Below are 23233 nucleotides of genomic sequence, written 5' to 3' on the forward strand. Positions count from 1 at the left end.
GCAAGGCCACGCCTGCGGATCCACGGGGATTCACTAAATCAACTGATCTTCATTCGCGACCGAAATACGCGAGGACCGACATGCATTTATGTAGGCGACGATTAGTCTTAGGGGCAGCGATCGCGGTCATGGCTGCCGCGGCCACCGACTGCGCCACGCCGAGCAGTGGAGGCGGCGCGAACACGCCCTGCGACTCGCCCGGAGTCACACCGAACCAGGTGACACTGGGATTCGTCTATCCCGCGTCGGGAGGGTCGAGTTCCCCGCTCTCCACGGCCCGTGCCGGTATTGACGCCAGAATCGGCCTCGCCAATGAGCAGGGCGGCGTCCACGGCCGACGGATCGCTTACCAGTGGCGAGACGATGGAGGGACCCCGTCCGTCGCCACGGTCGCGGTCGACGACCTTGTCCAACGCCAGCAGGTCTTCGGGCTCGTGACCGCCAGTGCCACCCTCGGTGATTCCCTCAACCACCTCACGAGCCTGGGAGTGCCCGTCACCGGCATCTCCATCGAACCTGCCTGGGCCGGGCGCAAGAACATGTTCTCTTTCATCTACGCCGCATCACCGGCCGTTGTCGGCCAGTACATCCGGGCTGCTCATGGCACCAGGGTCGCGGTCATCACCGGGAGCGACTCGGCGGCAAGCTCCGACGCCACGACCGCGTATTTGGAGGGCCTACGGGCGGCGGGCGTCAGCACCTTCGAGACGTTTCCTTACACCGGCATCGGCAGTCCCGACCAGGTAGCCAGAAAGATCATGACATTCGGCGCCGACGCCCTGCTGGGGATCGTCGCGCCACACGACTTCGGGCAGGTCGTACAGGCGACGCGAGCCGCGGGCGCGCAACTGGCCGTCAGTGTCGTGCTCACCGGCTACGACCGCAGCATTCTGGCATCCGACGGTCCGGCACTCGCCGGTGTGTCGATACCGATCTTCTTCCGCCCGTTCGAAGCAGGCGGCCCAGCAATGCAGCGTTACCAGAGCGCCATGGCCCGCTACGCCCCGGAGTCCGGCGGCACCGACCAGCAGTTCGCGATGTTCACCTACATCAACACCGATCTGCTCCTACGCGGACTCGACCTCGCTGGCCCCTGCCCCACCCGTGAGGGCTTCATCAGCGCCCTGCGAAGCGTTACCGCCTACGACGCGGACAGCCTCGTCGCACCCGTCGACCTCAGCGACTACACGGGCAAACCACTGTCCTGCCATGCCTTCGTCCAGGTCTCGCCCGACGGTGCCTCGTTCCAGGCCGTCCGTGACCGCGTCTGCGCCGACGGCAGCACCGGCTGAGCGTCGCCCGGATGGGCGCTGCCGCGTCCCGAGAAATCGGGACGCGGCAGCCCTTCGAGATCCTCGCCGCCTGCCACCGCCGAATCGAGCGCTGGCACCATCAGACCGGCCTTCAGCACCAGGGGTCAGCGGAGGTCGTTCCACTGCGGGCACCGACCCCGATAAGGCAGAAGGCCCAGACGGGCTTGACGGTCGCCTCGACCGATTCGGCGGGTCCGAAACCGTCTCGGCGATAGGCCGCCATGACGACCTTACCGATGAGCGTGGCATCACGGTCGACATCCGCCGGAGCAAGGGTCGCGGCTGCCGTCTAGTGGTCGTGGTGCTGTGACCGCACACATCCGCAGACGACTCGACGGTCAACGAGCCCTCCCTCGCCGTGGATCAGCCTGGCAGCGATACCGGACGGCGGTGAGCCGGCCGTAGACGATGCTCCTGCTCGAGCCGCCACGCCTGGCGTGGTCGGGGCCTATTCCTCCACGCCAGGCGCGGACGGCAGCTCATGCATCGGGAAGCCGAACTACATGCCAGTCGTCCGCAACACGGCCAAGCGCACTTCGGCTTTCAGGCGGTGCAGGCGGCCGTCCTGGCGGATACACGAATCAACCGAGTGCCCTGACCGGCGGCAGAATCCCTGCCGCCAGGAGGCAGCAGTTCAGCCTGATCGCCACAGGCAGAAGTCGATGGGCGGGCGCACACCATCTCCAAGCGCGAACCCTATGAATTGCGCGCGCCAACGCCAAAGAGAAGCTATCACCCATCACTAGCGCGCACAAGTCAGATGCGGCCCGGAAGTCATTTGAGGTACGTCAACTGGTCCCRTTGCTGTCGCCGACGGAAGGGTGTCAGTGAATTGGGCGGCCTACAGGCGTGCGTAGGCGCCACCCTCGTCGATGAGCTGGTCGTGGGTGCCCTGCTCGACGACGGCGCCGTCCTCCATGACGACGATGGCGTCGGCGTCTCGGATCTTGGAAAGCCGGCGCGCTATGACGAACGCGGTGCGCCCTTCGAGCAGTGCAGCGGTCGCCTGCTCTATGAGGGCCTCGGTACGGGTGTCGACGGAACTGGTCGCCTCGTCGAGCACGAGGATCGCGGGTTGGGAGAGGAAGGCCCCCGCGATCGGAGCGTGGTACCGGCGATCGAGACAGAGCGCAGCAGCCGGACTGTCGCGACCGGGTTCCGCTGGTTACGATGAACTCGTTGGGGGAAGCGATGGCTGGATTCCGTGGCGTCGGAGCGGTGGGGTCAGGCATCCGGCGCCCGTTCGGTGCCGGCCACGCACCGCCCTTATTCCCTGCTGCCATGGTCGCCTGCGCGCTGCTCATCGGGCTGGATGTCGCATTCGCGGTGCTATTGGACTACCGTGCCGGCCAGATCGCCACCGTCTTCACCTGCGTCGCCGCCGAGATCGCCGCCGCAACGGCCTGCCTGTGGACCGCTCGTCACGCCGGCTCCGGCGACCGGCGATGGCGGGTGCTGATTGGTGTGATGGCGGGCGGTATGACGGCCGGAGGCCTTCTGGCTGCGACGATACTGCTGACGGGTCGACCGCTGGCTGGTGAGACATCGTCGACCCTGGTACTTCTTGTCTTCTATGCACTGGCTTTGACGGGGCTCCTGTGCCTGCCGACCGACCCGCTCGCCGACGAGAGCGCGAGGCGGCGGCACAGCCCGGGACGCTGGCACGCGATCACCATGCTGGACTGTGTCCTGATCGTCGGTTCCGTCGTCCTGCTGGAGTGGGTCACGGTGCTGGGCCCGGTCGTGCGATCGGGTGCACACGACCTGGCGCTGTTCCTCCTTGCCTTGGTGCACGACGTTGCGATGATGATCCTGGCAGCGGCGGTCCTGCTGATCGCGAGCTTCCGCCGGCCGCGTTCCGCCATGACGCTCGCCCTGCTCGCCGCGGGCCTGCTGACCCTGGGGCTCACGCAGAACATCCTCGTTTACCGTGTCGCCTACGGCGCCTACGAGCTCCCGCCATGGAGCCTGGTCCTGTTCGCCGCGGCCCTGCTTCTGATATTCCTCGCCGCGTTGGCGCCGGTCCCCCTCCAGGCGCAGGCGGACGACCTGGCACCGCCTCGTCCGCGGACGATGTGGGCGCACGCCGTCCTGCCATACGCCGTGTTCGGCCTGACGGGTCTGTTGGTCCTCTGCTCGCTGGTGACCGGCGCTCGCGTCGATCGGTTCGAGATGTATGGCACGGTGAGCCTGCTGGTGCTGGTCCTGATCCGGCAGATGATCACTTTGGCTGAGAACACCCGACTGCTCGCCGAGATCCGCGAACGCGAGCACGAGCTGCATCACCAGGCGTTCCACGACCCGCTGACAGGCCTGGCGAACCGGGCGCTGTTCACCCGACGGCTGCAGCACGCAGTCACGTCTGCCGCCAACCCCGCCTCTAGGTGCAACACGCCCGCTGACCAGACGGTCGCAATGTCCGTCCTGTTCGTCGATCTTGATCACTTCAAACAAGTGAACGACGCGTTCGGGCACGCCGCGGGCGACGAACTCCTCAAGATCACCGCACGGCGGCTACGCGCCGAAACTCGCGCCGCTGACACCGTCGCCCGCCTCGGCGGCGATGAGTTCGCCGTCATCCTCGACGGCGCCGGCTCCGACGACCCRCACCGCATCGCCGAGCGGCTCACGACCGCGATACAGGCACCCTGTCAGTTGGCCGGTCGAGACTACGCCCCGCGTGCCAGCCTCGGATTGGTCACCCTCGACGCCGTCAGCCGGCCAACCACCCCCGACATCCTGCTCCACCAAGCCGACCTGGCGATGTACGCCGCCAAACGACAACCAGTCCGGCTCGTGGTCTACCACCCCGACCTGCCCACTCGCTTCGGTCGGGACGGAGCACCCGGTTCGCCAGGCGCGCGGACCAGCACACCACAAAGCTGATCAGCCAGGCACGGCGGGTCTGGTCTCGCTGCCTCGACGATGCGCGACGAGCCCCTGCGACCGCCAGTCTTCGGCCGGTCGCAGTGATCCGCTGCCGCGCCCGTCGCGTCATGGGCCGACGCGGCACCGGGTGGCCACGACAGTTCGTGTCGCAGCGAGGACCGTCGAATTCGACGGCCTCGCGTCGCCGGTGCTGGAGCACCCTCGGCGTGACCGGCCGCCAGGTTGGTCGGCGGTGCCCATGTGGACCTGATACCGCCGACCGACGACGTCCGCCAGTACTCACCGTGCACCGACCGCTGAGGTGCCTACCGCCACCGGGTCGCGGTCCTGCGGGTGCAGGTCGGCCGCCACGGATCGACGTACACCCACGCAGGCTGCCGCCGGCAGACAAGATCGCTTGTCGTCGATCCGTGCTTCTCAATCCGTTTGTCAAGCCGCGAGAGAGCCGACGGATGGTCGTTCCTTGTAGGCGCGCCCGTCGCGGAGCGTCGCCCACAGGACGTTGACCGGCGGCGCGCGAGGACAAGAACGGCCTGGTCGCGCCGTTTGCCCTCCGACGCGTCTGCGGTCGTAGGAGACCTTGACCGATGGCGGCCAGGAACTCGGTGCCGAGCAGGTCGCCAATGCCGTCATGCTCGTGATGACCGCCCCCACCGGCTGGAGCCCAGGCTCCGCCCTCGGTCCGCCCGTCCCGGTGCCACGCGACACCCTCCCGCCACGCCCGTCACGTCCTGCTGTACAAGCGAGCAAAATTCTGCTATACAGATGCGCAACGCCCTGCTGTGCATGCGAGAAAAGGCCTGCTATACGTCTATGCGGTGAGCCTGGTTGTCTTTGCGCGCCCACCTGCCGATCGTCGCGGGGATCGGTGTCGGCGTGCAGAGAGAAAATGAGCGCCAGCGTGGTACGGGAAACGCGTCAGAGGAGAAGGCTATGACAACGATCGACGCTGGCGGAACGAGCGGAAGAGGTCCGGCGGAAAAGTAATTCCTATGACGTTGGGGCACGGAGCCTGGTGGTGGCGGCGGCCAAGGATGTCAGTTTCACTCCGTCGGGCCGGCCCGCTCGTGGAGTTCGTGGCCATGGACCAGGTCGAGCGGATCGGAACCTGGCTTGAGGTACTCCTCTCGGAACGTCTTCAAGGCTGACCCATGCTGGATCGACGTGCCCGGCAGGGACACCGTCCGTCAGAGGCTTGCTGGCGGAACACTCCAAGGTTGCAGATCTGGCCTTCCTCGTTCAAGACGAAGTCGGAAAGCGAGCGGACCGCGTCGAGCGTGCCGTCCTCACGCTGATGTCGATCCAGGATCTCGTAGTACACGGGACCTGGCAGCTCGAATAGTCTCGGCCCCGAGCCGGCGGCCCTCTTGGCCTGAGACCAGGGTACCCCCGCAGTTCGATACGTCTTCACCGACAACCACGGCACCCCGGCGCTGCCGCGGCACGCTTTTAGGCGGTCCTCTCGGCTCGTGCAGACGTCGTCGCTTGGCTGGGTGATCGCTTCCGAATGACGTGCGCGGCATGTCCGATGCGCCCGAGTCGTTGTCGTCGCTGGAGCCGGCAGTACCTTGGGCCGCATCGTGACGGGCAACCTTAAAGCCCGCACCGAATCTTGAAATTGTTTTTTCTCAGCCAAACCGCTGACCACTCTTCGCGAACGGTTCGGCAATCCTTCGTAATCTCCAACATCGGACGACAAGGCAGGAAACGTGTCACACATCCCGAAACAGGCCGCCCAGCGGTCATCTACACCGTCGCTACGGTCCGCTAGAGCCCTGCAGCCGCACACCCGCCCGACCGGGTTACAACTCGCTGGCATCGCCCTCTTGGCCGCGAGTCTTGCCTTCGTCTCGGCCTGTGGCGGCTCCGACGACCAAAGCGGCTCCACCCCCGCGGCCAACGGCCCCGCGAGTCCCGGGGACCTACTCGGCCCGATCGCCAAGGCCACCGGCGCCCCGATCAAGATCGGCGTGATCACCGACGGAGCCAGTCCGATCGCTGACCATCGAAACGACAACAGGGTGGCCGAAGCCACTACCAAATGGCTCAACGAGCACAAGTCCGGCCTCGGCGGCCACCCCATCGAGTTGACGATCTGCGAGACCCTGGGTGACCCGTCCAAGGCCACTGACTGCGGCAATCAGCTGGTCGAGGACGGCGTCGTCGCCGCCCTCATCGGCACGTCGGCTGTCATCGAGAGCGCCTGGAAGCCATTGAACGACGCGCACGTCCCCGTCATGCTCTACGRCTCGGATCATCCCGAGCTGCTCGCCAGCCCGACGACCTTCTCGCTGGGCAACCCGACCTTCGGCGTCATCGACCTGCCGATCCAGGTCGCCAAGGACAAGGGCAACAAGAAGGTCACCGCGATCGTCATCGACGTCCCCGCCGCACTCCACGCCGTCCAAGAGGTCGCGCCACCCCTGTTCCAGAAGGCCGGCATCGGCTACGAGCTCCTCCGGATCGCGCCGGGCACCGCCGACATGACACCCCAAATGCAGCAGATCGCCGGCAACGGCTCCGACCAGGTCTTCATCCTCGGCAACGACTCGTTCTGCATCAGCGCCATGAACGGCCTCAGGGCCGTCGGCTTCACCGGCACCATCAGCGCCATCTCCCAGTGCATCACCGACGCCACTCGCAAGTCGGTTCCTGGCGGCACGCTCAAGGGCATGGTCGTCGCTGCCAGCGCGCCGATCGGCGCGGACGGCCCGTCGATGCGTCTCTACACGCAGGTCGCCAATACATACGGCAAGGACATCGACCTCAGCTCTCAGGACGGCATGATCATGTTCATGATCACCGCCGGTTTTCAGAAGGCCGTGGAGAACATCTCGGGTGACATCACCCCAGCCACCATCGCCTCGACGATCAGGGCGATGAAGGAGGCGGACCTGCCTGGCGCCGGCGGGATCAAATACCGCTGCAGCGGCAAGGCCATCCCGGCGGAGCCGGCCGTCTGCGTCCTCGGCGGCCTGACAACGACCCTGGACAGCAAGGGCCAGCCGGCCGCGTACAAGGTCCTCGGCAACACGCCGATCGCGGGCTGACGGGCCGCAGGGATGGACCTGGCTCGGAGCTAAGCGCGTATCCGGGAGGTTCTGCGCCAAATCGAGCGAGGTCGCCGGAGGGAGGTGGTTGACACCGGCCTCGCCTGGGGTGGATCGAGGTTGCACCGCCCGTCCGTCCCCGGCGAGGTCCTGACCAGGATGCGCCCGCCCGGTGTGTTCGCCAACCGCTCCACCTGCGACCTGGAGAAGCTGCGGGATGATCTGCGGGGTCGGTGGTGGGTGGCGGTGCGGGCGGTGGTGCTGCCGTCGCTGCGCGGGCCGGCCGCGGCCGAGATCGCGGCGTTGACCGAGGCCGTGGCGTAGTCGCCGGGCAGCTGGTCCTCGCCTACCAGCTCGGCGAGCGCAACGGCGGGCCGTACAGGTTCCTGATCAGAGACTGGGATACCAAGTTCGCCCGTGGCTTCGACGACGTCTTCACCGCCGAGAGCATCCGAGTCATCAAGACCCCGTCCAGGCTATCTACCTACGTCGAGCACTACAACACCGCCCGACCCCACCACGGTACTTACCTCGACGCCGCCGACCCGGTGCCACGGCCCGCTGATCCGAGCGGCACGATCAGACGCATCGACCGCTTCTGCGGCCTGCTCCACGAATATCAACATGCTGCCTGACCAGCGAACCCGTCTACCTGCATCCTTCAGGGTGAACACGAACGGCCCGTCCTGAAATTTGATGAGGGGATCATCGGCCGATTCGGGGCCGGCCGCTCGCTCTGCGCTATCGCGAGGCATGGCCGCTGGTCGACGGCGCCGCCGGCCGACTCTGGCCGGTGGCGCCGCGCCCGACAGCTACCACACCACGGGAAGTTTCTCCGGTCGGCCGATCGGAGCTGCAAGTTCGTAGCGCAGGTCCGCGAGCGGCACGGCCAGTCGTAGGGTCGGCATGAGGTCGATCAACGCGCGCAGCACTTCCGCGAGTTCCACCCGGGCCAGGTGTGCGCCGATGCAGTGGTGGGGACCGTGGCCGAAGGCCAGGTTCGCGACCGGCGGTCGGGTGAGGTCGAGGCGGTCAGGGTCGTCGTAGAGAGCCGGGTCGCGGTTGGTGGCGGCGAACGGGGCGATCGCGACCTCGCCTGTCCGGACGACGAAGTCGCCGAGGTCGACGTCTTCGGTGGCGACCCGCGGGAAAGTCATCGACAGCGGGTGGTAGCGCAAGAGCTCTTCGACGGCAGTCGGCATCAGTTCCGGGTCGGCGACGAGGGACGCCCAGTGTGACCGCTCCGCGAGCAGCGTGCCCACGGCGTTGGTAAGGACGCCCGCGGTGGTCTCGAAGCCGCCGATGAGCAGGGTGAGCGCCAGCGAGCGCAGTTCGTCCTCGCTGAGGCGGCCGTCATCGCTGTCGTGGGTAGTGATCAGGACGTCGAACAGCTTCGTCGCGGTTTCGCCGGCGGCGAGCTGCGCCTGGCGCTCACGGACCAGGGTGTCCATGTAGGCATGCAGAGCCTTCTGGCCGGCGGCGGCGGCCTCCCGGTCGACGGAGAAGCGGAACAGCGTCTCGGCCCAGGTGCGCACCTTGTCCTGGTCGATCTCCGGGACGCCGAGGAGGTGGCAGATCACTTCGACCGGGACCGCGGCGGCCACGTGTTTGCGGAAGTCGGCCGGTGCGGGGCCGGCAAGCATGGTCGCCACGTGTCGGCGGGCGGTCTCGGCGATCCAGGGCCGCAGGTGTTCGATGCGGCGATGGGCGAATCCGGTGGACACCAAGCGGCGAATCCGGGTGTGGTCCGGCGGGTCGAGCCACAGCAACGAGGTGCGATCGGGGATCTGCGCTCCCGTCAGCGGGGGGCGGAAGTCCAGCGTCCTGGTTCGGGAGAAGCGGTGGTCGCCGAGCATCGCCCGGGCGGGGGCGTGCCGCACGATGAGCCAGACGGGGAGCTGGCCGGGCCCGAAACGGACGCGGATGGCGGGTGCCCGCCTGGCGATCTCGGCCAGAGTGCCCGATGGCAGGGGGCTGAACGTGTCCGGGAAAGGAAAGAACGGCAGGTCCTGGTCCTGGGTCACGGTCTCAGTAACTGACATGAGAAGGAGTGGAATCCTTTCGCGATCGAGCTCCGTCCGTGCCAGGAAAGGCGTCTCGAGACACGGAGGCGGGCCGGGTCAAGGAACAGCGCGAGCCGGAAGCGAGGCGACGTAGCGACGAGGTCCCGGGACACGCCTGGACACAGGCAACCCCACCACCAGGTCGGGGATGCGCTGGACGCGATCAGCCGACTTGGTATAGACCTCACACCCCCTTGCCAGCCTTCACGCCGAAACAATACTGCCGATCATCGCCCCACCCATGAAACGTGAACATCCTCTCACCATTCATGACCAGCGACAGCCGGTGGATAGTAATCCACCGCCGAATATCAGAGCCAGGCAGGCCAGACGGTCATGACCGCATGATGCGTAGGGCGCGCAAGAAGAAAGATCATTGCCCGATGCGCCGGCGATCTCTGTACCGACGCGAGTGTCCGGCGTCAGGTCCGGCGTCAGGTCCGGCGTCAGGTCCGGCCGAAACGCTCGGTAGACATTGTCGTTCTGCAGCAGCGCGGGTTGCCGTTTGTCGGGTGGATCGCGCCCAGTCGGAAGGAGTGCGGGGCGAGCTGCAGGGCGAGTAGCTCGACGTACCTGGCGGCCAGCTGCTTCGCCGACGAGCAGCCGAGCCCGCCCGGCGCGCCGGGCGCATCCGCCGCCCCCTTGATCATTCCAGCGATCGAGCCGGTAACGATGATCGAGGATCCCTCGCCCCGCAGGGGATTGTCTCGGCGGACCGTCCGCCGCGCGGGGACCCAGTGGCTCCTCCGCCGCGGGCCGGGCGGCGAACCTGTCTTCCGGCTCCCCCGGCTCCTCCCGCTCCCCCGGCTCCGCGGCGGAGGTGTCGGCGAGGCCGCGCCCGTTCGGGCGTCACCAGCGGGCCGTGGGCTCTGTGTCCAGATTCAACGGGCGCGCATAGGAAAGGTCGCTGGTGTCCCAGGTCCCTTTCAGGAATCCCTTGAAGGCGCCGGAATTCAGGAACGACGCGTCAGCGGTGAAGGCCCATTCGACCGTGCAGCGCCGCAAGGTGATCTTCCAGGCGCCGTCGCGGCGCTCCAGCCGGTCCAGGTAGCGACCACCCATGAAAGCGAGGGTCTTGCCGTCCTTCCCGACCATCGCACCGATGACGTAGCTCTCGGCGTGTGCCTCGTCGCCGTCGATCTCGCAGGTGTGTGTCGTGATGTTGTGCAGGTGGTCGGCGAACACCATCGAGTGCCGCGTGTTGGCCCAGGCACCGTAGTCGGGGCCGGGGTTCACGTCTGGGCCGTGCTCGTCGATCCCGTCCGAGGCGTAGACGCTCGTCATCAGGTCGGCGTCGTGCCGGTCGTGGCCGCGGGCTTGCTTGTTGATGCAGTCGAGGATCTCGATCCGGTCCTTCACGTAGCGGATCTCGCGGCGTAGTTCCTCGAGCTCGCTTTCAGTGCTCATGCTGCTCCCTGTTGTCTGGGTTCGTGGTCTGGGTGGCCCAATCGATCTCCCAGTCCGTACCGGCTGCTAGCCATGGTCGTCTTCGTTCCCGAGTGGCAGATCGGAACGTTGCTGAGTCATGGTCATCACCTGAGGTGGTCATCCGGCGGCCCGGTGAGCCATTGGCTCACCGGATCCGGTTGAGGCGTACGTGGTGTTCGCGGGCGGTGATTGGAAGTCCCCGTCAGATGCCGGCGGGGCCAGGGCCGCCGTGGACGTAGAGGGTCTGGCCGGAACAGAAACTGGCGGCGTCAGAGGCGAAGAACAGGACGACGTTGCCGATCTCCTCGGGCTCTCCCAGGCGGCCGGAGCCGTTCATCAGGCCGATCGCTTCCGGGTCGAGGCCGTATCGGGCGGCGTCGTCGGTCAGGGTGGCGGCGCGGACCGCGCCGACGGCGACACAGTTCACCCGGATGCCCTTGCGGGTCCAGGCCGCAGCCATTGACGCAGTCAGGTTGTTCACGCCGGCCTTCATCGCGCCGTAGGGCGCGGCCTGCGGCATGCCGAGCAAGCTGGCACCCGAGGAGATGTTGACGATCGCGCCCCTGCCCTGCGCGAGCATCGGCACGGAGGCCGCGCGGGACAGGAACCAGACGGAGCCGAGGTTGAGCGCTACCACCTGGTGCCACTCATTCTCGGTCCACTTTCTGATCGACTTGGTCTCGGCGCCGCCGGCGCAGTTGACGAGGACGTCGAGCCGGCCGAACTCCGCCAGGGTGGTGTCGACGATCCGCTGACACTCCTCGGGCTTGGTGACATCAGCCGGCAGGGCAAGGGCGCGGCGGCCCAAGGCCTCGATCTCCTTGGCGGTGGACTCCAGCGGCTCCGAGCGTCGCGCCGAGAGCACCACATCGGCGCCGTACTCGGCCAACGCCAACGCCGAACCCCGACCGATCCCAGTCCCGCCCCCGGTGACGACCGCGACGCGACCCTCGAGCGAGAACCTGTCACTCACAGAATGGCTCCTCCGTTTGCGGCGATGACCTGGCCGGTGATGTAGCCCGCCGCGTCCGAGCACAGGAAGGCGCAGGTCGCGGCGATGTCGTCGGGCGTGCCTATCCTGCCGGCGGGGATCATCCGGGCGATGTGCTCGGTCTTCGGAAGATTCCGGCTGCTCTGYTGGCCGCGTAGCGACGGGGTGTCCACCGCGAACGGCGGGATGGTGTTGGCGGTGATGCCCCGGGCCGCGTACTCGAGCGCGACGGCCTTGGTGAGAGCGATCACGCCGCCCTTCGTCGCCGAGTAGTGGCCCTGGCGGGCCGTGCCGGTCTGCCCCGCCGCGGACGAGATCGTCACGACGCGGCCCCAGCCGGCCGCGGCCATGTCCTCGATCGCGGCCTGGACGCAGTGGAACGTGCCGGTCAGGTTCACCGCCAGGTAGCGGTTCCACAGGTCGACGGTGATTTCCTCAAACGGAGTGAACCCAGAGATCGCCGCGCTGGTCACGACGATCTGCACGGGCCCGAGCTCGGCCCGCACCCGGTCGAAAGCCGCGTCGACCGACGCGCGGTCCGAGACGTCGACCTCGACCGCCATCGCCGTCGCTCCGGCGGCGCGCAGGCCTTCCGCGGCGTCCTTAGCGGCAGCCCCGTTCAGGTCGAGAACCGCCACCTGCCGGCCTGCGTCGGCCAGGTGTTGGCAGATCGCCAGACCCAATCCCGACGCGCCACCCGTCACGACAGCTACCCGTGTCATACGAGTCGCTCCTTTCTCCGTCGGCCCAACGCCGACCGGCATGGACACAAAGACCAGTGACCGCCACGCGATCGCCATCACGTGGACTCGTTCGCTCAGCCGAGCTCAGGACGGTGCCTTCCCCGTCAGAAGGTGATGGGCAGCTTTGCGTAGCCGCGGACCGTGCTGGTGTGCAGGCGGACGGCGTTCGCGTCGTCGACGTCCCAGGTCGGGAAGCGGCGCAGGGTTTCCTCGATCGCCACTCGGCTCTCGAGGCGGGCCAAGCCCGCGCCGAGGCAGAAGTGGATCCCGTGACCGAACGACACATGGCTGTCGAATTCACGGTGGATGTCGTAGCGGTCTGGGTCGGGATACTTGCGCTCGTCTCGTCCGGCGGACGCGGTGAGCAGCAGGACCTTCGAGCCGGCCGGGATGGTGGTGCCGTGCAGCTCGACGTTCCGCGTGGTCATCCGTCCCTGGACGGGGGATGGCGCCTCGTAGCGCAGCGTCTCCTCGAGCGCCTTCCTGATCAGCAACGGATTGGCGACGATCTCAGCGCGCGCCTCGGAATGTTCGGCCAGCAGCGCGGCCGCCCAGCCGAGTAGGCGGGCCACCGTCTCCGTGCCGGCGCTCACCAGCAGGCTGGTGAAGTCGGCGGCCTCTGAGGTGGAGAGCCGACGAGTGCCGTTCTCGCCCCGTACCTCGGCCTGGGTGAGGGCGGTCATCATGTCGTCTCGTGGGTTGCGGCGCCGCGCCTCGAGCTGCTCGGAGAAGTACGTGTGCAGTTTGATCTGGGCGGCGAAGGAGATATCGTTGATCATCCCCTTCTCGCCGTCAATGTAGAGCGCCTCGTCGATCGTGCGCCGGATCTCCTCGCGGTCGGCCGGGTCGACGCCGATCAGCTCGGAGATCACCATCGACGGCAGCTGGGCCGCGAAGTCTTGGACGTAGTCGAAACCGCCGGAGCCGACCCGGTCGTCGAGCAGCCCGGCGGCGATCCGGCGGACCGTACCCTCCATCCCCCCGACCCGCCGCGGCGTGAAGGCCCTCGAGACCAGCACCCGCATCGTCGTGTGTGTCGGTGGGTCCATGAAAATCATCTGCCCGACGTTCATCGGCTCAGGCCCCATCAGCTCCAGCACCGTGCCGTGCGCCGAGCTGAACGTCACCGGGTCGAGGTGCGCCGCGTCGACATCCGTATGCCGGGACAACGCGAAGAAGTCGAACCTGTCGTTGCGGTACACCGGCGCGTAGTCGCGCATACGGCGCCACACCGGATACGGGTCGACGTCGATCACCTTGTCGAACGGATCCCAGTAGAGATCCTCCATGGTCTCCGCCTCCTTAAAGTAACGCCCACTCGGCGGCCGACTTGTCGAAATCGGGCACGGACCGGCCGGTCCGGGACTCGGCCGTGACAATGCCGGCCGGAGGCGCGCCGAGAAGTTCAGGCGGAGTGGACAGCGGAGTGGACATTGGTCGCTGGCCGTCTCAGCCGATGGCGGCGGGCATGGAATCCCATCCCCGGACCGTCGAGGTGGGCGCGCGGCGGGCGCCGGCCAGGTCCACCTCCCACGTTGGGAAGCGCTTGAGGACCTCCTCGAGGGCGATGCGCCCCTCGAGGCGCGCGAGGCCGGCACCCAGGCAGAAGTGCGCGCCGTGACCGAACGTCACGAGCTGGCGCAGGTCGCGGTGGATGTCGAACCGCTCCGGGTCGGGGAACTGGCGCTCGTCGTGGTTGGCCGACGACAGCATGAGCAGCAACGCACTGCCAGCCGGAACCATCTGCCCGTGGTACTCGACGTCCTCGCTGACATAGCGCGCCACGTGTGGGCCAGGCGGCTCGAAGCGCAACAACTCCTCGATCGCACGCGGGATGAGCGTCGGATCCGCGACCAGCTCGCGGCGCTGGTCAGGATGCTCGGCCAGCACCTTGCCCATCCAGCCGAACAGCCGGCCGGTGGTCTCGACGCCGGCACCGGCGATCACCCCGACGAAGATCTGGACCTCCTGCCGGGTCAGCCGCCGGACCTCCCCCGACAGGTCGGCGAACTCCAGGGTGAGCAACTCGGTAATGATGTCGTCCGAGGGGTTCTCGGCCCGCCACGTCACATATTCGGTGTAGTTCCCTCCGTCGAAGTACTTCTCCCTGGTGACCGGCAGCGGTTCACCCGGCCGGTTGCGCAGGGCGCGCTGGGCAGTCGACCGCAGCGACGGCTGCTCCGAGTCGGGGATACCGAACAGCATGCCGATGGTGCGCATCGGCAGCTCGGCGCCGAGGTCGAGCACGAAGTCGAACCGACCCTCGCCCACTAGCGGGTCCAGACAGGCCGCACAGAAGGCCCGCACCTTCTCCTCGAGCGCTTTGATCTTTCTCGGCGTGAACATCCGGGACACCAGCACGCGATGGATGGTGTGCAACGGCGGATCCTCGTTGATGAAGATTCCCGGCGGCATGACGGGCGCGGCCTTGACGACCTCGAGGATGTCGCCCTTCGTCGAGGTCAGACGTCTGAGGTCCTTGAGCGCCGCAACGACGTCGTCGTAACGGCTGAGCCCCCAGAAGTCGAGACGCTCGTTGTAGTACAGCGGCGCCTCGTCACGCAGCCGCCGGTACACGGGATACGGATCCGCGTCGATCTCGACGTCGTACGGGTCGTAGTAGAGGTCGCCTGCGCCCACTGCCTGGCCTCCCTGGACATCTTTGCACGAATGTACAGCATCGCTCCATACGCTCGTACAGTCCAGCGTTACGCAGGCCAGACCGGCTCGACGCGCGGCGCGCCCCCGGCTCCACCGACCACTGACGACGCCAGCCGAGCATGGGTACCTAACCAATGGAGAGAAGCAATGACCGCGGCGACGCAGGGCGCACGTGTCCCGGAGGTGACCGAGCACACCGTCGTCGCGTCGGCATCCGCGCTACTGCCGGCTGGGCGTGGAGGTCACCAGGATCGAGCACGTCGAGCGGGGCGACGCGATGCGCGCACTCGGCTCCACGGGCGCGGCGACCATCTCCTCCGAGGTCCATGTGCCGTGCCGCTCGAGCACTTGAACAGAGGCAAGCGCAGCCTGGGCCTCGACCCCGCCTCCTCCAAGATCCTGGATATCCTCACAATCTGGCGGCGCAGTCAGATGTGTTCCTGACCAACAAGCTGCCGAGCGTCCACGCCAAACTGAAGATCGACCCTGACAATGTCCGCCCGCACAACCCGGACATCGTCTGCGTGCGTGGCACCGGTCAGGGCGAACGCGGGTCACATTCCCTGGTACGGGCCGACTCAGAACGTCACCGGCTCGTGGAGGCAAACATCATACCCTATGGCCTGCCGCGGCGCATCGTGACGACCGCGCATTCTCCTGATCGTGCRCCATCTCCTGGGCCGTCTGGTCTGGGACGTTAGCATGTCAGCGTCGGGGATCACGGATGGCCTCAGTCGGACGCCGGACGTGCCGACGAGTGGAACACGGTCCTGAAAGGCTCAATATGACAACACCCCGTCGAGTCGGAGCAGAGACGTCCAAGAAACGCGCGGACTTGTTGGACTGCGCCGAACGGCTGATGCTCAGCGAGGGATACGCCGCGGTCACCTATCGAGGGGTGGCGTCCAAGGCCGGGGTGACACCTGGACTTGTCCAGTACTACTTCCCGATGCAGGACGACCTGTTCCTCGCTCTGGTCCGGCGCCGCACCGAGCAGACCGTCGGGGCGCTGGCCGACGCACTCGAGACCGACCAACCCCTGCGGGCGCTTTGGAACTTCGCCAACAACAGTACCGCCGCGGCCCTCATAGTGGAACTTACCGCGCTGGCGAACCACCGTAAAGCAATCCAAGCAGAGATTGCCGCCGTAGGCGAGAAGGTGCGGAAGATGGTGCTTGCCGCACTATCCAGATCAACAAACGACTATACGATACCCTTGGGTCAGATCTCTCCCGAGGCGCTCGTTTTCCTCGTCACCAATAGCCCGCGAATGATCCACACGGAGAAGGCCGTCGGCATGTCCACTTCCCACGTAGAGACTGTCGACTTTCTCCAGCAGTACCTGGACAGAGTCGAGCCCTGGCCGGCATCGAACAACCCGTCTACACCAGCATCGGTGACGAAGCGGGCCGACCAAGGCCTCATCTCGGACGACGATGACGGATCTCGTCGCTGATCTGAGGTGCTCGTCCTGCTCGGCGACTGACGCACCAAGTCTAATCTGGTTCCTGGTGGAACCTGGCCGCGGATCCAACGGCCCGTCGCCGCTTCATGTCGCGAGGAGCTCGCGCAGAAGGTCGGTAGTTCGGCCTACCGAGGCGGCGCGGGCGTCTCTTGTCTCGCCGACGGGCACGATGTTGGCCCAGACGTCGGTCGCGCCAGCGTCGACGAGGGCCTGCAACTGCGACCGGACCGAGTCCTCGGCGCCGACAATGGCAGCTTCGGCCGGGTGGTCGGCGCCGCCGATGGCAAGGATGCGCTGGTAGTTCGGCATCCCCGCGTAGGCGGCCGCGGTAGCCGCGGTGGCCGTGCGGGCCTCGGTCACGTCGTCGTGCACCGCGACGGGCAGCCCGGCCACGATCCGCGGCGCCGGGCGCCCGGCGGCGGCCGCTGCCGCATGGATGCGGGGCACGACGTGGGTCTCGATCGCGCGCGGCGGGGCCATCCACAACACGGCGCCGTCAGCGACCTCTCCGGCTACCCGCAGCAGACGCGGACCGAGCGCCGCCAGCAGGACGGTCACCGGGTGCGCGACCCTGGCCATCCGACCGCCTTCGCTGCGCGTCGACCAGTCCTCCCCCTTGAAGTCGACGTCCTCGCCACGCAAGAGCGCGGCGAGGATCGTCAGGTACTCCTCGGTATTGCGACCGGGGTGCTCGTACGACAGGCCGTAAACATCGCGGACCAGCGACTCGTGGGACGGGCCGATCCCAAGAGTGAAGCCTGGCCGGCCCATCGCCGCGACGACGGAGGCGGCCCGGTTCGCCTGCAGCAGCGGGTGGCATGGGTATGTCTGGAGGACGGCGGTGCCAAGTTCGATCGTCGAGGTCTCCCGCCCGGCCAACGCCATCGCGACCAGCGGGTCACCGGTGACGATGCTGGCGTACCACAACGCGTGGAAACCGTCAGCCTCTGCCTGCCGGGCCTGCTGGATGATCTTGTCGGGCGTCGACGCGCCGCCCGTCAGACCGATACGCACGGATGCCTCCCAGGGTCGGACACGCGGGGAGCCGCCAGCGGCGCCCACCGATCGAAAACATGACTCTCAGTCTTCATAGTCACCCTCTTATACATGCGTATGGCGGTCGACGCACGCCGTCCGATGCCCTGCCGGCAGGTTTGATCAACGAGCCCGCGCCGGCGCCCAGGCCGGGCTGCCACCACTCGCGGAGAGCAACACATGCCCGATGACGAGCCCGACGACCTCAACCGCAAGTCCAGTGCCCGATGGAGGCGAGGCACGCTCCGGCCGCGGACCCGTTGCACGTCGCGGCCGCCCTCCCCCAGCCGATCCCAGCACCACGAGACACTCTCCCGTCACGCCCGCCGCAGACTGCTGTACAGACGCGCAAACCTCTGCTATACAGATGCGCAACGACCCGTTGTGCGGGTAGGAAGACTTGCCGGACATTTGTGCGGCGAGGCGGTAGACGGTCGTCTGGGCGTGTTCACCCACCGACCGTCGCACGAGTCCCGACGAGGCGCAGGCAGAATGGCCTCGCGCGTTATGGAAATGTATCGGAGGGAAAGACGATGGCAACAATCGACGCTGGCGGTTCGGGCGGTCTGGCGGAAAAAGTGATTTCCTACGACGCCACGGTCCGGAGCGTCGTAGCGATGGCCAAGGATCCCGGATTCACTCCTGAAAACTGGGCCCCGCTCGCGGAGTTCGTGGCGGTGGACGAGTTCGAGCGGGTCGGGACCTGGCTCGAGGTATCAAACTGGCAGGAGTACACCGAGTTCCTGACCAAGTGGGCGACCAGCTCGGCATTCGACACCACTTTGCTGCGGATCTCCGAGCTACCCGGTCTCGTGTACTACGAGGTCGAAGAGCGTCATCAGCGTCAGGACGRCACGCTTGACGTGGTCCGCTCGCTTTCTGTGTTCGTTTTCAACGAGGAAGGCAAGATCTGCAATCTTGAAGTATTCCTCCAGCAGCCCCGCTGACACCGCCTAGACCCCGGCCTTGCCGGTCCAGCATAGGTCAGCCTGAAGACATTCCGAGAGGAGTGGCACGGTGAGCGGTGCCGAAGATGTGGATTTCTTCACGGACTCCGCGCTCGTCGCGAATCCGTATCCCTACTTCGACGAGCTTCGGGCGCAGTGCCCGGTGCACGCCGTGAAGCACCCGAACGTCGTGGCGGTGACCGGCTACGACGAGGCCGTCGAGGTCTATGCCAACAGCGCCGCGTTCTCGTCCTGTAACGCCGTGTCGGGGCCGTTCCCTGGCCTGCCGGTGCGGGCCGAGGGTGACGACATCAGCGAGCTGATCGAGCAATATCGCGATCAGCTGCCGATGAGCGATCTCCTGGTGAACCTGGACGAGCCTGCCCACCATGCGCAGCGCGCTCTTCTCCGGAGCCTGCTGACTCCGAGGCGGTTGAAGAACAACGAGGCCACGATGTGGCGGCTGGCGGACAGCTACATCGACAAGTTCATCGAGGCCGGCACGTTCGAGGTGATGAAAGACTACGCCAAGCCGTTCTCGCTGCTCGTGATCGCCGACCTCCTCGGGGTCCCGGAGGACGATCGCGAGGAGTTCGGTGCCAGGCTGGGAGCCGAGAAGCCTGCGCCCGGAGTCGGCGAGGACACGCAGAAGGTGTCGAACAACCCGTTGGAGTTCCTGCACGAGCGGTTCTCGACTTACATCGAGGAGCGGCGGYGTAAGCCGCGGGTGGACGTGTTGACCGATCTGGCGACTGTCACCTACAAGGGCGGTTCGATACCGGAGATCGAGGTAGTCGTTGGTCTCGCCACGTTTCTGTTCGCGGCCGGCCAGGACACGACGGCCCGGTTGATCACCTCCGCGATGCGGGTCCTGGCGGAGAATCCGGACGTCCAGCGGCGGCTGCGGGAGGACCGTGCGCGGATCCCGGACTTCCTGGAGGAGACGTTGCGGACCGAGAGCCCGACCATGAGCGACTTCAGGCTCACCCGTGTCACGACGACCGTCGGCGGGCAGCGCATTCCCGCCGGCACGACCGTGATGATCCACCCCGGCGCCGCCAACCGCGACCCCCGTAGGTTCACCGATCCCGAGGCCTTCCGGCTGGATCGGGACAACGCAGGGGAGCACATCGCGTTCGGCCGCGGCGCGCACTCCTGCCCGGGAGGGCCGCTGGCGCGCGCCGAGGGCAGGGTGAGCATCGAGCGCTTCCTCGACCGCATGACCGACATCCGGGTCTCGGAGGCTGCGCACGGGCCGGCCGTGTCCCGCAGGTACGAGTACGAGCCGTCCTTCATCCTGCGCGGCCTGCGCGGGCTGCAGCTCGATTTCACTCCGGTGCGCTGAGCGGTCTCGTCGCACGTGAGGACGTCGGAGCAGAGGTCGCCGGGTGGCCGTGGAAGGAGATCAAGGTGAGCAGAGTTGCCGTCGTGACCGGTGGTGCGTCGGGCATTGGCCTGGCGGTCAGTCAACGGCTGGCCGCCCGCGGAGACAAGGTGGCCGTGCTCGACATCCAGGGCGAAGCCGCACAGCAAACCGCGAAGAGCCTGCAAGCACAAGGGTTCGGCGCGCTCGGTCTGGCGGTCGACGTCAGCGACCGCGACGGCGTCGACGCCGGTATGCAGGCGGTCCGGGATGCCTTCGGCCCAATCGAGATTCTGGTCACCAGCGCCGGTGTCACCTCGCTGTGCCCCTTCACCGAGATCTCGCTGGAGAGATGGAACCTCCTGCTGGCCGTCAACATGACAGGGACGTTCAACTGCGCRCAGAACGTCATCCCAGACATGGTCGAAGCCGGCTGGGGCCGGATCGTGACGATCTCCTCGGTTGCCGGGCAGGCCGGCGCCGCGAACCAGGCCGACTACGTCGCGTCGAAGAGCGGGCTCATCGGCCTGACCAAAGCGCTGGCAAAGGAGTTCGCGCCGCACGGCATCACCGTCAACACCATCCCTCCCGCGCTGGTCGACACGCCTATGGCCCGCGCCGCGGAAGCGGCCGGGACCTTGCCGGGGGTCGACATCGTCGGCGCCGCCACACCGCTACGCAGGGTCGGTACGCCAGAGGACATCGCCGCAGCCTGCGCGTTCCTGTGCTCGGATGACGGCAGCTACATCACCGGCCAGCAGATCGGCGTCAACGGCGGAACGTACATGTAGCTGGTGGCGACGGCATGGTTGATGCCTCGTACAGGTCTGGCCGGCCTGATGCGTATAGCCTTGCCTCCCAGCATGCGGACGGTCCGGGAGACAGGGCCAGGGCGTAGCCGTTGTCGGCTCGTGACCGTTCCCGCGGCACGATCGCGAAGGGTGGCGGATGGCATCACCACGTCGGGTCGGCGCGGAGACCTCCAAGACCCGCGCCATGCTGTTGGACCGCACCGAGCAGATCATGCTCCACGAGGGCTACGCGGCGGTGACCTACCGGGGCGTAGCCGCCAGGGCCGGGGTCGCTCCCGGGCTGGTCCAGTACTACTTCCCGACATTTAACGATCTTTTCCTCGCAATCGTCCGGCGCCGCACCGAGCAGAGCCTGGAATGGCTGACAGAGTTGCTCCGGGCAGGTCAACCCCTGCGAGCCCTCTGGACGTATGTCAGTGACAAGACCGGATCGGCCCTGACCGCTGAACTCATGGCGCTCGCCAACCACCACAAGAAGATCCGGGCAGAGATGGCCGAGTCGGGTGAACGGATCCGCGCCCTTGTGCTCGATGCGCTGTCCGAATCGTCGAGTAGCTACGGGGGCCCACAGCAGGTCGTCCCGCCCGACGTGGTCGCGTTCCTCATATCGGGCGCCTTTCGGCTGATCGCCAGTGAGGAGTCGGTCGGCATGTCCACCTCCCATGCAGAGACGGCCAGTTTCATCGAGTGGTACCTGGACCAGTTCGAACCTCGGCACCCGGACGGAAGCCAGGGGGCAACCCCTAGCCCGGCGGCGGTCGTCGAAGCGGATTAGCCGCTCGCCAGACCGGCTATGACGCAGATCACGGGCCAAACACCCGTGACGCGGGATTCGTGGTTCAGTTCGGCGGCTGCTCCCGGTGCATACGCTCACGGTCATCACCCCGAAACTGGCGATAAGCCGGACGGGGCGTCAGAAGGACAGTTGACGTCGTAGGGGCCGGCTGCGCCGAGGGCGTTGAAGGCAGCGTCCAACATTCGCTCCTGCTCCAGACCCACAACCGGCCCGCTAGTCGCCGCGTAAGCCGATGCACGGGCCGGACGGGGTACTTGGTGAGCGCGGACAACAGTTCTACGAGGCCGGCAACCCGCCGACCGAGACAACATGGAAGGATCAAGAGAAATGGCGCGCGTCGAGCCGGTCCCAGTCAACCAGTGGCCCCCCCAGATGCGGGAAGCCCTCGCCGCGATGACACCACCCGAGCCCCGCCATGGCCCCCTCTACCGGAAGGGCCGCCCCAAGGGGCTTAACGCACTCGGGACATACGCCCACCACCCAGCCCTCGCGCGGGCGTACTTCACCTTCAACGGCCATGCGCTGTTGGCGACCACGCTCTCCGAGCGGCAGCGAGAGCTGATCCTGCTACGGGTCGCGGCCCTTCGCGACTGCCGGTACATGTGGGCACAACACACCTTGATCGGCCCCGACACCGGGCTTTCCGAGACCGAGATCGCGCGGATCGCTCTGGGACCGGACGCCCAGGACTGGGACCCTCTCGACGCGGCCATGCTGCGCGCCGTCGACGAACTCATCGCCGACGCCACCGTCAGCGAGACAACATGGGCCGACCTCGCGGCCGTACTCGACACACAGCAACTCATGGACCTCATCGCGAGCGTCGGCGCCTTCGAGACCACCACCTTCCTGATGCGGGCGCTCGCGTTCGACCTGGACGACGACCTGCTGGCAGCACAGATCGGCCCGGCCAAGGACTGACAACCCCGTCGGCGCTGCGCCGGAAGCAGGCCGGTGGCGACGGCGTCTCCGGCCGGCATGCCACCCATCGCGGCGCGGTCCGCCCGGCGCTCGCTCGCGCGGACCGACGATCCAAGTTACCTGGCCGGCGCCACTGCGGCCGGGACGCGAGGCGAACAACGAGGAGTGCCCCATGTCAGCACCGTCCGAATCCGCGGCAGGGCCCGCGGTCGGCACCGTCACCACTGTGTCCCACATCGGCCTGTGCGTGTCCGACTTCGAGCGGTCGTTGCGTTTCTACACCGAAGGACTCGGCTTTGAACTGGCCGAGGGTTTCGACATCGGTGACGCACTCGCCCAGCTGGCCGAGGTGGAGCCCCCGATGAGCTGCCGGTCCCAGATGATCGTCAAKGGGTCGACGAAACTCCAACTACTCGGATGGAAGACACCCGCGGCGGAGGGCGCGGCCCTCGTGACTCGCCGCCAGATCGGTTTCACTCACCTGTCGGCATACGTCGACGACCTCACCGAGGTCGAGGCGCGTCTCGTGGCGCTCGGCGCGACACCGATCGAACATACGAGAACCCACATCCCGATGCGCGGCGGTGCCATGGATGTGCTGTTCCTCGCCGATCCCGACGGCATCCGCATCGAACTGGTCCAGGTGACCGCCAACTGACCGGCGCGACGCACGATGTGGGCCTCGCCGGGATCAGCCCCGCAGCGAGGAGCGCCAGGCACCGACGATCTCCCGCTCGACTACGGAACACGCAGCAT

At 67.0% G+C, this 23233-nt stretch carries 18 protein-coding genes and 3 pseudogenes; 12 read left to right on the top strand and 9 right to left on the bottom strand.

The features are described from left to right. Positions 1 to 80: 80 nt before the first annotated feature. Positions 81 to 1292 (top strand): ABC transporter substrate-binding protein, encoded by a 1212-nt coding sequence (locus BCD49_RS37460; RefSeq protein WP_007510776.1) that lies wholly within the window; start codon positions 81 to 83, stop codon positions 1290 to 1292. 862 nt (positions 1293 to 2154) lie between these two features. Here the strand turns inward: BCD49_RS37460 and BCD49_RS37465 are convergent. Next, positions 2155 to 2412, bottom strand: a pseudogene (locus tag BCD49_RS37465) (ABC transporter ATP-binding protein); the annotation flags it as partial. A gap of 92 nt (positions 2413 to 2504) precedes the next feature. On the opposite strand from BCD49_RS37465, the gene BCD49_RS37470 reads away from it, so the two are divergent. The 3 genes and pseudogenes from BCD49_RS37470 to BCD49_RS46245 all read left to right on the top strand — a co-directional run. Further along, on the top strand, positions 2505 to 4199 hold the full coding sequence (locus BCD49_RS37470; protein WP_007510770.1) for a GGDEF domain-containing protein: 1695 nt from the start codon (positions 2505 to 2507) through the stop codon (positions 4197 to 4199). A gap of 1712 nt (positions 4200 to 5911) precedes the next feature. Next, positions 5912 to 7252: an ABC transporter substrate-binding protein gene (locus BCD49_RS37475; protein WP_083401936.1), complete on the top strand. Its 1341-nt coding sequence runs from the start codon at positions 5912 to 5914 to the stop codon at positions 7250 to 7252. A 159-nt stretch (positions 7253 to 7411) separates the two neighbouring features. Then, positions 7412 to 7564, top strand: a pseudogene (locus BCD49_RS46245) (IS630 family transposase); the annotation flags it as partial. Positions 7565 to 8064: 500 nt separating this feature from the next. Here BCD49_RS46245 and BCD49_RS37485 read toward each other — a convergent pair. The 7 genes from BCD49_RS37485 to BCD49_RS37515 all read right to left on the bottom strand — a co-directional run bounded on the left by BCD49_RS37485 (position 8065) and on the right by BCD49_RS37515 (position 15117). Then, complete coding sequence (locus tag BCD49_RS37485) at positions 8065 to 9294, bottom strand: cytochrome P450 (protein WP_007510767.1); 1230 nt, start codon at positions 9292 to 9294, stop codon at positions 8065 to 8067. A gap of 467 nt (positions 9295 to 9761) precedes the next feature. After that, entirely contained in the window at positions 9762 to 9965 is a 204-nt protein-coding gene (locus BCD49_RS37490) for a hypothetical protein (RefSeq protein WP_027140896.1), read from the bottom strand. 199 nt (positions 9966 to 10164) lie between these two features. Continuing rightward, positions 10165 to 10722 (bottom strand): nuclear transport factor 2 family protein, encoded by a 558-nt coding sequence (locus BCD49_RS37495; protein WP_007510766.1) that lies wholly within the window; start codon positions 10720 to 10722, stop codon positions 10165 to 10167. A 223-nt stretch (positions 10723 to 10945) separates the two neighbouring features. Next, positions 10946 to 11716, bottom strand: a complete 771-nt coding sequence (locus BCD49_RS37500; protein ID WP_007510765.1) for an SDR family NAD(P)-dependent oxidoreductase — start codon at positions 11714 to 11716, stop codon at positions 10946 to 10948. Further along, the gene (locus BCD49_RS37505; protein ID WP_007510764.1) at positions 11713 to 12456 is read right to left on the bottom strand and encodes an SDR family NAD(P)-dependent oxidoreductase; all 744 of its coding nucleotides are present in this window, start codon (positions 12454 to 12456) and stop codon (positions 11713 to 11715) included. The genes BCD49_RS37500 and BCD49_RS37505 overlap by 4 nt, the downstream gene beginning before the upstream one ends. 125 nt (positions 12457 to 12581) lie before the next feature. Next, the gene (locus BCD49_RS37510) at positions 12582 to 13766 is read right to left on the bottom strand and encodes a cytochrome P450 (RefSeq protein WP_007510763.1); all 1185 of its coding nucleotides are present in this window, start codon (positions 13764 to 13766) and stop codon (positions 12582 to 12584) included. 160 nt (positions 13767 to 13926) lie between these two features. Next, a complete protein-coding gene (locus BCD49_RS37515; protein ID WP_007510762.1) occupies positions 13927 to 15117 on the bottom strand; it encodes a cytochrome P450 in 1191 nt (396 codons plus the stop codon). Between the two features lie 168 nt (positions 15118 to 15285). Here BCD49_RS37515 and BCD49_RS41595 point away from each other — a divergent pair. After that, positions 15286 to 15692, top strand: a pseudogene (locus BCD49_RS41595) (CoA transferase); the annotation flags it as partial. A 230-nt stretch (positions 15693 to 15922) separates the two neighbouring features. Then, a complete protein-coding gene (locus tag BCD49_RS37520) occupies positions 15923 to 16594 on the top strand; it encodes a TetR/AcrR family transcriptional regulator (protein WP_007510760.1) in 672 nt (223 codons plus the stop codon). A gap of 93 nt (positions 16595 to 16687) precedes the next feature. On the opposite strand, the gene BCD49_RS37525 is transcribed toward BCD49_RS37520, so the two are convergent. After that, a complete protein-coding gene (locus tag BCD49_RS37525; RefSeq protein WP_007510759.1) occupies positions 16688 to 17617 on the bottom strand; it encodes a TIGR03564 family F420-dependent LLM class oxidoreductase in 930 nt (309 codons plus the stop codon). A 554-nt stretch (positions 17618 to 18171) separates the two neighbouring features. Between BCD49_RS37525 and BCD49_RS37530 the strand changes: the two genes are divergently transcribed. The 6 genes from BCD49_RS37530 (at position 18172) to BCD49_RS37555 (ending at position 23135) form a co-directional block, all read left to right on the top strand. Then, positions 18172 to 18585, top strand: a complete 414-nt coding sequence (locus BCD49_RS37530) for a hypothetical protein (RefSeq protein WP_071042462.1) — start codon at positions 18172 to 18174, stop codon at positions 18583 to 18585. 70 nt (positions 18586 to 18655) lie between these two features. Beyond that, positions 18656 to 19930: a cytochrome P450 gene (locus BCD49_RS37535; protein ID WP_071042463.1), complete on the top strand. Its 1275-nt coding sequence runs from the start codon at positions 18656 to 18658 to the stop codon at positions 19928 to 19930. Between the two features lie 65 nt (positions 19931 to 19995). Continuing rightward, positions 19996 to 20739 (top strand): SDR family NAD(P)-dependent oxidoreductase, encoded by a 744-nt coding sequence (locus BCD49_RS37540; RefSeq protein WP_007510755.1) that lies wholly within the window; start codon positions 19996 to 19998, stop codon positions 20737 to 20739. Positions 20740 to 20896: 157 nt separating this feature from the next. Further along, a complete protein-coding gene (locus tag BCD49_RS37545) occupies positions 20897 to 21535 on the top strand; it encodes a TetR/AcrR family transcriptional regulator (protein ID WP_007510752.1) in 639 nt (212 codons plus the stop codon). A 348-nt stretch (positions 21536 to 21883) separates the two neighbouring features. After that, entirely contained in the window at positions 21884 to 22477 is a 594-nt protein-coding gene (locus BCD49_RS37550; RefSeq protein ID WP_007510751.1) for a carboxymuconolactone decarboxylase family protein, read from the top strand. A gap of 172 nt (positions 22478 to 22649) precedes the next feature. Then, positions 22650 to 23135, top strand: a complete 486-nt coding sequence (locus BCD49_RS37555) for a VOC family protein (protein WP_071042464.1) — start codon at positions 22650 to 22652, stop codon at positions 23133 to 23135. The last annotated feature ends 98 nt before the right edge of the window (positions 23136 to 23233 follow it).

Source organism: Pseudofrankia sp. EUN1h (assembly GCF_001854645.1).
GTDB classification, from domain to species: Bacteria; Actinomycetota; Actinomycetes; order Frankiales; family Frankiaceae; genus Pseudofrankia; species Pseudofrankia saprophytica.